Genomic DNA, 11,589 nt, shown 5'->3' on the forward strand with positions numbered 1-11,589 from the left:
AACAAGCCGCGGATGACAAGGGTTTCAGCGGTTTATCTTGATTTCCGTACGGCGGTTCATCGCGCGGCCATCGGCGGTCTTGTTATCGGCCACCGGCTGGCTCTCGCCGGCACCGGACACCGAGACAAAACTGGCCTGCGGCACGCCGTTTTCAACCAGGTATTTCACCACCGAATTGGCCCGTCTCTCCGACAGTTTCTGGTTGTAGGCATCGCTGCCGACGCTGTCGGTGTGGCCGGTGACCCGCAGTTGCGCGGTGGACGTTTCCTGTTTCAGCCGGGTGGCGACCGTGCTCAGTACCTCTTTGTCGGCCGGAGTCAGCGTGGCTTTGTTGAATTCGAAGTGCACGTCGCGGATCACGATGGTTTCTTCCTTGACCACGACCGGCTCTTCGACCACCGGCGCCGGGGCGGGTGGCGGGCAACCGTCGGCATCGACCTGCACGCCCTTCGGTGTGCCCGGGCACTTGTCACGGCTGTCCGGCACACCATCGCCGTCTTCGTCGCCGTCGCCGTGCACCCAGCAATAAGCTGCCGCCATGCCGCCAACGTACAGTGCGCCGCCGCCAGCCCAGGAAGTGCTTTCTATGGCGCCTAATCCCGCACCGATCGCACCGCCGACGGCCGCACAGGTCGGCCAGTCGGTTTTCTGCAAACCTGCGCAACCAGTCAACACACTGGTTAGCAGAACCAGGGGTAACGCTGTCCGAACTATGCTCATCGGGTTTTCTCCTTGAGGGATCGGCTTGTCGCCGATTCAGGGGAGTAAAGACCCGTCTTGGTATCTGCGCCAGCCTGAGCAATCGCGGGTTTTCGCCCCGTGTTTGCGAAGTTTCCGCACGTTCAGAGACAAACCGCTCTAGGCCATGCTGTCCGGGCAGGCTATCGTGGTGGTTCTGACTGAGGAACTTCGATGACCGTTGCCATTTCTTCGCGTACCCCCCAGCAAGCCCTGGCGGCCGTGCTTGACCGTTACGCCCCGCAAAAACTGCTGCTGATCGGTGCCAGCGGCTTTCCCGCACTCGAAGCATTCCAGCAGGCCCATCCCGACACCGAAGTGGTCCACGCCGGCCCCGGCGCGCTGCCGGCGGACGTGGCGGCGCGACGTTTTGACCTGGCCCTGGCGCTCGATTGCCTGGAGCATTTGCCCAAGCGCGAGGGTCTGAACCTGTTGGGCGGCATCCGCAATCTCAACGCCAGCCGCATCGCCGTGCTGGCCGACCTCAACGCCTGTGGCTGGCAAGAGACGGACTTTTTTTCCCTGGCCCTGCAAGCCAGTGAGCGATTCCAGCGCGAAGATCAGGTGCTGACCCTGTTCACCTACGATCTGCTTGAATACAAACAGGTCCCCGACTGGCTCAACTCACGTTTTTGGGCCAACCCGGAAAACTTTGGAAAATACTGGTGGTAACCGTGAACACAAGCTCGCACTCGCCCATTTGCCCCTGCGGCAGTGGCAACTCACTGGAGGCCTGCTGCGGCCACTACCACGACGGTCATCCGGCGCCCTGCGCCGAAGCCTTGATGCGCTCGCGCTATAGCGCCTATGTGCTGGGCCTGGTGGACTATCTGGTCGCCACTACCCTGCCCGCCCAGCAGCAAGGCCTCGACCGCCAGTCCATCGGCGAGTGGAGCGCCAACAGCACCTGGTTGGGACTGGACGTGGAAAGCAGCGAAGTGTTCGGCGGTCAACCGGAGCACGCTTTCGTCACGTTCACGGCACGCTGGCACGACGGCCAGGGCGAGCACAGCCACCGTGAACAGTCCTCGTTCGTGCAGAACGACGGGCGCTGGTACTTCATCGACCCGACCGTGCCGGTCAAGACCGGACGCAACGACAGCTGTCCGTGCGGCAGCGGGCACAAATTCAAGAAGTGCTGCGCCGGCTACTTCAATCGCTGATTTTAGGAAACGTCCGACACTCGTCCATCGGCCCATAGGGCTAGACTGGGGATAAACCAGAGGCACGGACATGACCCCTCCATCATTCTTGCTGCGCATCACCTGCCTGCTGCTGTTCGTTGGGTTCGGCGGCTGTGCATCCTGGCGAGGTGAAGAAGCCCCGGAACCACAGGTGCATCTGGTCAAAGTCGAGGTGGTGCGGGCCCGGCTGGTGGAACAGAGGTTCACGCTGCACTTTCGCGTCGACAACCCCGGCGACAGCGACCTCACCGTTCGCGGCCTGACCTACCGCATCCACCTGGGCGACCTGTTGCTGACCGAAGGCGAGCACGAGCACTGGTTCACCGTGCGCCCCAAGCACAGCGCCTACTTCAAGGTGCCGGTGCGCACCAACCTGTGGCCACAGGTGCGGGAAGTGGTGAAGCTGCTGGAGAAACCCCGGGAACAGATCCCCTATCGCCTGGAAGGTGAGCTGGAAACCGGATTATTCATCGCCCACTACGTGCACCTTGAGCGCAATGGCGTGATAATCGCCGCCGATTTAATTGCGGAGTAACCCCGATGACCCAGCAACCCCACGTCCACGGCCCTGATTGCAACCACGATCACGACCATCATCACGACCATGACCACGGCCACGTCCACGGCCCGAACTGCGGCCACGCCCACCAGGAACCAGTGCGCAACGCCCTGAAGGATGTCGGTCGCAACGACCCTTGCCCATGTGGCAATGGCAAGAAATTCAAGAAGTGCCACGGGGCTTGAGGGGCTGGGCGAAAAAGCTTTTCGCCTGTTAGACCGTCATCGCGAGCAAGCTCGCTCCCACAGGGAAATTGCGCAGAACCCGCGTGGGAGCGAGCTTGCTCGCGATGAGGCCGGCGCTGTCAGCACCTATCTATCAGCCCGCCTGCAGAATCCGCTTCACACCGACCACCGTCGCATACTCACCGTGCAAGTTGCCCAGGGACATGGCATGCACTTCGGCTGCCGAACGGGCGTTGCCGAAGTAATCGTTCTTGTCGAAGGTGAAGCAGGCGTCCTCGGCCACCCAGGTATCGAATCCCAGGTTGCCGGCGGTACGCGCCGTGGACTCCACCGAGTTGTGCGTCGCCACACCGACGATCACCAGTTGCCTGATTCCGGCTTTGCGCAGGTCTTGCTCCAGGTGGGTGCCACTGAACGCATCCGGCACCTGCTTTTGCACCAACCATTCCCCTGCCTTCGGCTCGAACCGTGGCTGGACCTCCACCCCCGACTGCCCCGGCCAGAACACCGAGTCCGGTGAACGGGACAGGTGGTGGACGTGAATCACCGGGCGCGCCGTGTGTCGCCAGAAAGCCAGCAGTTCCAGCATGCGCAGCTCTGCCTCGGGATTGTTGCGAGGGCCGAGCCTGGGGTGAAGGATGCCTTTTTGTTGATCGATGAGGATCAGCGCCGCGTCGCTCTGTAGATCCATGCCGGTTTCTCTTGCTTGGTCTTTGTATGTTCCACACTTGAGCATCACCCCTTCCAACAGGCAAGCCTTCGAGCAAAAGCGATGACCCGGTCCCGGGCTTTCATCGCCAAATCAACAAATAACCCTCGCCCCCGCTTGCGCGCCCCCCGCCTGCTCACTAACGTAGCGCCTTTATTGGTGCCACCCCCCTCCCGCAGGAGCTTTGCCATGGCCTCGCCAGCCTCTATTTCCTTTATCCCCCGGCTCGGTGTTGCCGCCGCGGTGGCCAGTGTGCTCGGTTTGAGCGGATGCCAGACCTGGAATGCCCAGGACACGGTCCCGCCCACGTCCGGTGTGCAGCCGCTCAAGGGGCTGGCGCAGAACGTCTCGGTCCGCCGCAACGCCACGGGCATGCCGCTGATCGAAAGCAACAGCTTCCATGACGCCTTGTTCACCCTTGGCTACGTCCACGCCAGCGACCGTATCACCCAGATGGTGACCCTGCGCCTGCTCGCCCAAGGACGGTTGGCAGAGATGTCCGGCGCCGAACGGCTGGAGGTCGACCGCTACATGCGCGCCGTCAACCTGAAGAAAAACGCCGACGAGCTGTACAAGGCATCTTCGCCGCGGCTCAAGCGCTTCTTCGAAGTCTATGCCCGTGGCGTCAACGCCTACCTGTTCCGCTACCGCGACAAGTTGCCGTCGGACCTGGCCGCCACCGGTTACAAACCTGAATACTGGAAACCGGAAGATTCGGCGCTGATGTTCTGCCTGCTGAATTTCAGCCAGTCAGCCAACCTGCCGGAAGAAATCGCCAACCTGGTGCTGGCCCAGACCGTCACCACCGACAAACTCGCCTGGTTGAGCCCGTCCTATCCGGACGAGCAACTGCCTGTGGCCGAGGCCGACAAGCTCCAGGGCCTGCGCCTCAATGGCCAGATCCCGGGCCTGAACGAAATCAGCAAGGCCACCCACCAATTGGCCGGCCTGAACCTGTTGGGTGCTGCGTCTTCAAGCAACTGGGCCATCGCGCCACAACGCAGCCGCAGCGGCAAGAGCCTGCTGGCCAGCGACAGCCACGGGCCGCTGGGCATGCCCGGGCTGTGGAGCCCGGTACAGATCCGTGCGCCCAAGTACCAGGCGGCCGGGGTTTCCGTGGCGGGCATCCCGATGATCCTGGCCGGGTTCAACGGCAAAGTGGCCTGGAGCATGACCAGCGTACTGGGGGACAACCAGGACCTGTTCCTGGAAAAAATCCGCCGCCAGGGCAATGGTCTGTCCTACGAGGTCAACGGCAAATGGCAACCGGCGATCGTGCGCAACGAAACCTACTTCATCAAAGGCCAGCGGCCGATTCGTGAAGCGGTGTTCGAAACCCGCCACGGCCCGTTGCTCAACAGCGCCCAAGGCACCGCCATGGCCAACGGCTTTGGCCTGGCCTTGCAGACACCGAGCTTCAGCGACGACAAGACCCTGGACGCCTTCTTCGACCTGTCCCGGGCGCAAAACGTCGAGAAAGCGTCCGACGCCAGCCGGGAAATCCGCGCCATGGCCGTGAACCTGGTCTTTGCCGACGCCAGCCATATCGGCTGGCAAGTCACCGGTCGCTACCCGAACCGCCGTGAAGGCGAGGGTCTGTTGCCGTCGCCGGGCTGGGAAGGTCGCTACGATTGGGACGGTTACGCCGACCCGATGTTGCACCCCTACGATCAAGACCCGGCCCAAGGCTGGCTCGGCACGGCCAACCAACGGGTCATTCCCCATGGCTACGGCATGCAACTGTCCAATTCCTGGGCTTCGCCGGAGCGTGGCGAACGCATGGCCGAACTGGCCGGCGCAGGCAAGCACGACACCCGCAGCCTGACCGCCATGCAATACGACCAGAGCACGACGTTCGCGGCCAAGCTCAAGCAAGTCTTCGAAGCGCCGGGCATGAGCCAGCCGCTCAAACAGGCCATCGAGGCCCTGCCGGTGGCTGACCGGGCCAAGGCTCGCGAGGCCTATACCCGCTTGATGGCATTCGATGGCCGGCTCAGCCCGACCTCCGCCGACGCGGCGATCTATGAGCTGTTCCTGCAGGAAAGCATGAAGCAGATTTTCCTCGACGAGCTGGGCCCGGACAGCAGCCCGGCGTGGCAGGCACTGGTCGCCAACGGCCAATTGTCCTACTCGGCCCAGGCCGATCATCTGCTGGGGCGTGAAGACAGCCCGTTCTGGGACGATGTGCGCACCCCTCAGAAAGAAGACAAGGCCGTTATCCTCGCCCGCAGCCTGGCCGCCACCATCAACGCCGGTGACAGCCAGTTGGGCGGTGACCACAAGGCCTGGCAATGGGGCCAACTGCATCGCTACACCTGGAAGAACAGCAATGGCCAGATCGTACGTGGCCCGCTGCCGGCCGGTGGCGACGCCACCACGCTCAACACGGCAGCGTTCGCCTGGGGCCAGGATTTCAGCACCACCCTGGCGCCGGCCATGCGCTTTATCGTTGACTTCGGCCAGCCCGAACCGTTAATGATCCAGGACGGCGCCGGCCAGTCCGGCAACCCGGTCAGCCCGCACTATGCCAATGGCATCGATCCGTGGATCAAGGGGCAGTACCAGAGCCTGCCGTTGCAATCGCAAAACTTCGATCGGGCGTACGGCAAGACGCGGTTGACGTTGGTGCCTGGCAAGTAACTGCAGCCCGGGACTGGAGATAGTATTTGTGGCGAGGGAGCTTGCTCCCGCTGGGCTGCGAAGCAGCCCCCTGCATGTCTACAGCCAGACCGCATCAGCCGGTTTACGACTGCTGCGCAGCCGAGCGGGAGCAAGCTCCCTCGCCACGGGTTCAGTCCATCCCCCACTAAATCCGATAGAACTTCCCCCCTCACCCGCGCCTCTACCTGACAAGCCCATCGCTCCGGTGATTGCATGGATCTTGTCATTGCCCGCCCCGAAGGCTTGTACTGCCCGCCCGGGGATTTCTACATCGACCCGTGGCGGGCGGTGGAACGCTCGGTCATCACCCACGCCCACGGCGACCATGCCCGCAGCGGCAACCAACACTACCTGGCAGCGGCACCCGGCGAAGGCATCCTGCGGTCACGCCTGGGCCAGGACATCAACCTGCAAACCCTGCCCTACGGCGAACGCCTGTCGCACCATGGCGTAACCTTGAGCTTTCACCCCGCCGGCCATGTGCTGGGCTCGGCCCAGGTACGGCTGGAACATCAAGGCGAGGTCTGGGTGGCGTCGGGGGATTACAAAGTCGAGCCTGACGGCACCTGCACCCCGTTCGAACCGGTGAAATGCCATACCTTCATCACGGAATCCACCTTCGGCCTGCCGATCTACCGCTGGCAACCCCAAGTGCAGATTTTCGACGAGATCAACCAGTGGTGGCGCGGGAACATCGCCGTCGGCCGGGCCAGCGTGTTGTTCTGCTATTCCTTCGGCAAGGCCCAGCGCATTCTCCACGGCATCGATGAAAGCCTCGGCCCGATCCTGGCCCATGGCGCGGTGGAACCGCTGAACCGGGTCTACCGCGAGGCCGGGGTTCATCTCCCGCCAACGATCTATGTCGGCGATATCCAGAAGAACGACCCGATCATGGGCCAGGCGCTGGTCATCGCCCCGCCCTCTGCCGGAGGCAGCAGCTGGATGCGCCGCTTCGGCGACTACAGCGACGCCTTCGCCAGCGGCTGGATGCGCCTGCGCGGTACACGTCGGCGGCGCGGCGTGGACCGGGGTTTCGTGCTGTCCGACCACGCCGACTGGCCTGGCCTGCTCTGGGCCATCGAACAGACCGGCGCCGAACGGGTGATGGTCACCCACGGGTCAGTCGCCGTACTGGTGCGCCACTTGTGCGAGCAAGGCCTCGATGCCCAAGGGTTCACCACCGAATACGGCGACGACGACGAAGACCTCGCTACGGCCACCGACAGCGGTGAGGAGGCGCCATGAAAGCCTTCGCCGAGTTGTACGCCGAACTGGACGCCACCACCTCCAGCAATGCCAAGCTCACCGCCATGCAGGACTATTTCAGCAAAGCCCCGCCCCAGGATGCGGCGTGGGCCGTGTATTTCCTTTCCGGTGGGCGTCCACGGCAACTGGTGCCGGTAAAAATCCTGCGGGAGTTGGCGGTCCGGGTATCCGGGTTGTCGCTCTGGCTGTTCGAAGAAAGTTATCAGGCCGTGGGCGACCTGGCCGAAACCATTTCGCTGGTATTACCCGAATCGCCCCACAGCTCCGATGAAGGCCTGGCGCTGTGGATCGAAGAGAAACTGCTGCCGTTGCGCGGTGAGTCGCCCGACGTCCTGACAGAACGGCTTCCGGCGCTGTGGGCGCAGCTCGACCGGCCGAGCCTGATGCTTTGCATCAAACTCATCACCGGCAGTTTCCGGGTGGGCGTATCCAAACTGCTGGTGACCCGGGCCCTGGCGACCATGGCCGGGCTGGACAGCAAACGGGTGGCCCAACGTCTGGTGGGCTACACCGACCTGTCCCATCGTCCCACGGCCGCCAGCTACCTCAAGCTGATCGCGGCCGAGTCCGACGATGAACATGCCCAGCGCGGCGGCCAACCTTATCCGTTTTTCCTGGCCCATGCGTTGTCTGCGCCAGTGGAGCAATTCGACGCGCTGCTGGGGCCGGCCAGCGACTGGCAGGTGGAATGGAAATGGGACGGCATCCGCGCCCAGGTGATCAAGCGCGACGGCCATTTGTGGGTCTGGTCGCGAGGCGAGGACTTGGTCACTGAACGATTTCCGGAATTGCATTCACTGGCCCAGGCGTTGCCTGACGGCACGGTGATCGACGGTGAAATTGTGGTCTGGAAAGCCCCCCAGTCGGTCACCGAGGACGCCTTCGACCCGGACGCACCGTTGCAGCCGGCGGTGCAACCCTTCGCCCTGTTGCAGCAGCGCATCGGTCGCAAGACCCTGGGCAAGAAAATCCTCGACGACGCCCCCGTGGTGGTAATGGCCTACGACCTGTTGGAATGGCAGGGCGAGGATTGGCGCAGCCGCCCCCAGGCCGAGCGCCGCGAACAATTGGAAGCACTGATCGGCCGTATCCACAGCCCGGTGCTATTGCCCTCGCCGATCATAACCGGGCAGGACTGGCTCGACCTCGCCCGGCAGCGCGAAGCCTCTCGCAGCCTCGGTGTCGAGGGCATGATGCTCAAGGCCCGCGACGCGCTGTACGGCGTCGGTCGCACCAAGGACATGGGCGTGTGGTGGAAATGGAAGATCGACCCGTTCAGCGTCGACGCGGTGCTGATCTACGCCCAGCGCGGCCACGGCCGACGCGCCAGCCTCTACAGCGACTACACCTTCGCCGTGTGGGACAACCCGCCAGACACTCGCGAGCGCACCCTGGTGCCATTCGCCAAGGCCTATTCAGGGCTGACCGATGCAGAAATGCGCCAGGTCGACAGCATCGTGCGCAAGACCACCGTTGAGAAGTTCGGCCCGGTGAGCAGCGTCACCCCCACCCTGGTGTTCGAACTGGGCTTCGAAGGCATCGCCTTGTCCAAGCGCCACAAGAGTGGGATCGCCGTACGGTTTCCTCGGATGCTGCGCTGGCGCCAGGACAAGGGCGTCGATGAAGCCGACACATTGGCGACGCTGCAGGATATGTTGAAGTAGCACCTCGGTGGCGAACACTCTGTGGGAGCAAAGCTTGCTCGCGAAGCAGGCACCTCGTTTTCCGGTAGACCGCATCACCTTTGATCGCGGGCAAGCCTTGCTCCCACAAAGACCTATCATGCCCGCCCCATCCTGGGGCACCTTTTTGTTGTACGATCTTCCCCGCGCACCACCGCGTTCCACCATCTGCCGCATATGCTTTTAAAACACTTGTTCGGCACTATGGTTCGGAAATTGCTACCTTTATGCCGTCATACCGTTCAGACCTTCACCGGTAACAATCTTATGCGCCACAAGCGCTCAAATTGGTTTTAGGGACTCAATAATGAAAAAAGCACTGCTGACCCTTTCTGCACTGGCGTTGTGCATGGCCGCTGGCGTCGCCACAGCCAAGGAATACAAGGAACTGCGTTTTGGTGTCGACCCTTCCTACGCCCCGTTCGAGTCCAAGGCCGCCGACGGCAGCCTGGTCGGTTTCGACATCGACCTGGGCAATGCGATCTGTGCGGAGCTGAAGGTCAAATGCAAATGGGTCGAAAGCGATTTCGACGGCATGATCCCGGGCCTGAAGGCCAATAAATTCGACGGCGTGATCTCCTCCATGACCGTGACCCCGGCCCGGGAAAAAGTCATCGACTTCTCCAGCGAGCTGTTTTCCGGCCCAACGGCCTATGTCTTCAAGAAGGGCTCGGGCCTGAGCGAAGACGTTGCCTCGCTCAAAGGCAAGACCATCGGCTACGAGCAAGGCACCATCCAGGAAGCCTACGCCAAGGCCGTGCTGGACAAGGCCGGCGTCAAGACCCAGGCCTATCAGAACCAGGACCAGGTTTATGCTGACCTGACCTCCGGCCGCCTCGACGCAGCGATCCAGGACATGCTCCAGGCTGAGCTGGGTTTCCTGAAGTCGCCAAAAGGCGAAGGCTATGAAGTCAGCAAGCCGGTGGACAGCGAACTGCTGCCCGCCAAGACCGCCATCGGTATCAAGAAAGGTAACAGTGAGCTGAAGGCCCTTTTGGATAAAGGTATCAAAGCGTTACACGACGACGGCAAGTACGCCGAAATCCAGAAAAAACACTTTGGCGATCTGAATCTGTACAGCGGCAAATAATGCGCGGCGCCCATCCGGTCTCGGATGGGCGCTTTTTTCCTGCCAAAGGCCTCTTTCATGTTCGAACAACTCCTACAAAATCTGGGGCTCTCCGCCTTCAGCCTGCAGGGCTTCGGCCCGCTGCTGATGCAAGGCACCTGGATGACCATCAAGCTGTCGGCCCTGTCCTTGTTGTTGAGCGTCTTGCTCGGCCTGCTGGGCGCCAGTGCCAAGCTGTCCCGCGTCAAACTGCTGCGAATCCCTGCCCAGCTCTACACCACGCTGATCCGCGGCGTGCCAGACCTGGTGCTGATGCTGCTGATCTTCTACAGCCTGCAAACCTGGCTGACCTCGTTCACCGACTTCATGGAATGGGAATACATCGAGATCGACCCATTCGGCGCCGGGGTGATCACCCTGGGCTTCATCTATGGCGCGTACTTCACCGAAACCTTTCGCGGCGCGATCCTCGCGGTCCCCCGGGGCCAGGTCGAAGCCGCCACGGCCTATGGCCTCAAGCGTGGCCAACGGTTTCGCTTCGTGGTGTTCCCGCAAATGATGCGCTTTGCCCTGCCGGGTATCGGCAACAACTGGATGGTGATGCTCAAGGCCACCGCGCTGGTGTCGATCATCGGCCTCGCCGACCTGGTCAAGGCGGCCCAGGATGCGGGCAAGAGCACCTACCAGCTGTTCTACTTCCTGGTGCTGGCGGCATTGATCTATCTGCTGATCACCAGCGCGTCCAATTTCATCCTGCGCTGGCTTGAACGCCGCTACGCCGCCGGAGCCCGGGAGGCGGTGCGATGATCGAACTCCTGCAAGAATACTGGCGGCCGTTCCTGTACAGCGACGGCGTCAACATCACCGGCCTGGCCATGACCCTGTGGCTGCTCAGCGCCTCGCTGCTGATCGGCTTCGTGGTGTCGATCCCGCTGTCCATCGCCCGGGTTTCGCCCAAGTTCTACGTACGCTGGCCCGTGCAGTTCTACACCTACCTGTTCCGGGGCACGCCGCTCTACATCCAGTTGCTGATCTGCTATACCGGCATCTACAGCATCGCGGCGGTGCGCGCCCAGCCCATGCTCGACAGTTTCTTTCGCGACGCGATGAACTGCACGATCCTGGCCTTCGCCCTGAACACCTGCGCCTACACCACGGAAATTTTCGCCGGGGCGATTCGCAGCATGAACCATGGCGAAGTGGAAGCGGCCAAGGCCTACGGCCTGACTGGCTGGAAACTGTACGCCTACGTGATCATGCCGTCGGCGCTGCGTCGCTCGCTGCCGTACTACAGCAACGAAGTCATCTTGATGCTGCACTCGACGACCGTGGCGTTCACCGCTACCGTTCCAGACGTGCTGAAAGTCGCCCGGGATGCCAACTCGGCCACGTTCCTGACGTTCCAGTCGTTCGGGATCGCCGCGTTGATCTACCTGACCGTCACCTTTGCGCTGGTGGGCCTCTTCCGCCTCGCCGAACGCCGCTGGCTGGCCTTCCTCGGGCCGACCCACTAGGGCTTTTGTTCCAGGACACACA

12 protein-coding genes are annotated in these 11,589 nt (G+C 62.5%); 10 read left to right on the top strand and 2 right to left on the bottom strand.

Annotated elements, in window-relative coordinates; genetic code table 11:
- Positions 1 to 24: 24 nt before the first annotated feature.
- A complete protein-coding gene (locus AO356_RS05460; protein WP_060738917.1) occupies positions 25 to 720 on the bottom strand; it encodes an OmpA family protein in 696 nt (231 codons plus the stop codon).
- Positions 721 to 912: 192 nt separating this feature from the next.
- Between AO356_RS05460 and AO356_RS05465 the strand changes: the two genes are divergently transcribed.
- From AO356_RS05465 to AO356_RS05480, 4 genes are all read left to right on the top strand, one after another.
- Entirely contained in the window at positions 913 to 1,410 is a 498-nt protein-coding gene (locus AO356_RS05465; RefSeq protein WP_060738918.1) for a DUF6231 family protein, read from the top strand.
- Positions 1,411 to 1,412: 2 nt separating this feature from the next.
- Positions 1,413 to 1,901, top strand: a complete 489-nt coding sequence (locus tag AO356_RS05470; protein WP_060738919.1) for a YchJ family protein — start codon at positions 1,413 to 1,415, stop codon at positions 1,899 to 1,901.
- Positions 1,902 to 1,971: 70 nt separating this feature from the next.
- Complete coding sequence (locus AO356_RS05475) at positions 1,972 to 2,457, top strand: LEA type 2 family protein (RefSeq protein ID WP_060738920.1); 486 nt, start codon at positions 1,972 to 1,974, stop codon at positions 2,455 to 2,457.
- A gap of 5 nt (positions 2,458 to 2,462) precedes the next feature.
- Positions 2,463 to 2,666, top strand: coding sequence for an SEC-C metal-binding domain-containing protein (locus tag AO356_RS05480; RefSeq protein WP_003198420.1), 204 nt, complete (start codon positions 2,463 to 2,465; stop codon positions 2,664 to 2,666).
- Between the two features lie 133 nt (positions 2,667 to 2,799).
- Here AO356_RS05480 and AO356_RS05485 read toward each other — a convergent pair whose 3' ends face one another.
- Positions 2,800 to 3,357, bottom strand: a complete 558-nt coding sequence (locus tag AO356_RS05485; protein ID WP_060738921.1) for a cysteine hydrolase family protein — start codon at positions 3,355 to 3,357, stop codon at positions 2,800 to 2,802.
- Between the two features lie 207 nt (positions 3,358 to 3,564).
- Here AO356_RS05485 and AO356_RS05490 point away from each other — a divergent pair, with 207 nt between their 5' ends.
- The 6 genes from AO356_RS05490 (at position 3,565) to AO356_RS05515 (ending at position 11,567) form a co-directional block, all read left to right on the top strand.
- Positions 3,565 to 6,015: a penicillin acylase family protein gene (locus AO356_RS05490; protein ID WP_060738922.1), complete on the top strand. Its 2,451-nt coding sequence runs from the start codon at positions 3,565 to 3,567 to the stop codon at positions 6,013 to 6,015.
- Between the two features lie 234 nt (positions 6,016 to 6,249).
- Positions 6,250 to 7,281, top strand: coding sequence for a ligase-associated DNA damage response exonuclease (locus AO356_RS05495; RefSeq protein WP_060738923.1), 1,032 nt, complete (start codon positions 6,250 to 6,252; stop codon positions 7,279 to 7,281).
- Positions 7,278 to 8,966 carry an ATP-dependent DNA ligase gene (locus AO356_RS05500; RefSeq protein ID WP_060738924.1) on the top strand — a complete coding sequence of 563 codons (1,689 nt, stop codon included), beginning with the start codon at positions 7,278 to 7,280 and terminating at the stop codon, positions 8,964 to 8,966. The genes AO356_RS05495 and AO356_RS05500 overlap by 4 nt, the downstream gene beginning before the upstream one ends.
- 325 nt (positions 8,967 to 9,291) lie before the next feature.
- Positions 9,292 to 10,074 carry a transporter substrate-binding domain-containing protein gene (locus tag AO356_RS05505; protein ID WP_060738925.1) on the top strand — a complete coding sequence of 261 codons (783 nt, stop codon included), beginning with the start codon at positions 9,292 to 9,294 and terminating at the stop codon, positions 10,072 to 10,074.
- 57 nt (positions 10,075 to 10,131) lie between these two features.
- Complete coding sequence (locus AO356_RS05510) at positions 10,132 to 10,860, top strand: ABC transporter permease (RefSeq protein ID WP_060743074.1); 729 nt, start codon at positions 10,132 to 10,134, stop codon at positions 10,858 to 10,860.
- Positions 10,857 to 11,567: an ABC transporter permease gene (locus tag AO356_RS05515; RefSeq protein WP_060738926.1), complete on the top strand. Its 711-nt coding sequence runs from the start codon at positions 10,857 to 10,859 to the stop codon at positions 11,565 to 11,567. The genes AO356_RS05510 and AO356_RS05515 overlap by 4 nt, the downstream gene beginning before the upstream one ends.
- The last annotated feature ends 22 nt before the right edge of the window (positions 11,568 to 11,589 follow it).

Source organism: Pseudomonas fluorescens, assembly GCF_001307275.1.
In the GTDB taxonomy this organism is placed as follows: domain Bacteria; phylum Pseudomonadota; class Gammaproteobacteria; order Pseudomonadales; family Pseudomonadaceae; genus Aquipseudomonas; species Aquipseudomonas fluorescens_AA.

Coding starts and splice junctions, on each gene's coding strand:
- AO356_RS05480 (WP_003198420.1), top strand. CDS start 2,463: ATGACCCAGCAACCCCACGTCCACGGCCCTGATTGCAACCACGATCAC.
- AO356_RS05505 (WP_060738925.1), top strand. CDS start 9,292: ATGAAAAAAGCACTGCTGACCCTTTCTGCACTGGCGTTGTGCATGGCC.
- AO356_RS05485 (WP_060738921.1), bottom strand. CDS start 3,357: ATGGATCTACAGAGCGACGCGGCGCTGATCCTCATCGATCAACAAAAA.
- AO356_RS05495 (WP_060738923.1), top strand. CDS start 6,250: ATGGATCTTGTCATTGCCCGCCCCGAAGGCTTGTACTGCCCGCCCGGG.
- AO356_RS05515 (WP_060738926.1), top strand. CDS start 10,857: ATGATCGAACTCCTGCAAGAATACTGGCGGCCGTTCCTGTACAGCGAC.
- AO356_RS05460 (WP_060738917.1), bottom strand. CDS start 720: ATGAGCATAGTTCGGACAGCGTTACCCCTGGTTCTGCTAACCAGTGTG.
- AO356_RS05500 (WP_060738924.1), top strand. CDS start 7,278: ATGAAAGCCTTCGCCGAGTTGTACGCCGAACTGGACGCCACCACCTCC.
- AO356_RS05490 (WP_060738922.1), top strand. CDS start 3,565: ATGGCCTCGCCAGCCTCTATTTCCTTTATCCCCCGGCTCGGTGTTGCC.
- AO356_RS05465 (WP_060738918.1), top strand. CDS start 913: ATGACCGTTGCCATTTCTTCGCGTACCCCCCAGCAAGCCCTGGCGGCC.
- AO356_RS05510 (WP_060743074.1), top strand. CDS start 10,132: ATGTTCGAACAACTCCTACAAAATCTGGGGCTCTCCGCCTTCAGCCTG.
- AO356_RS05475 (WP_060738920.1), top strand. CDS start 1,972: ATGACCCCTCCATCATTCTTGCTGCGCATCACCTGCCTGCTGCTGTTC.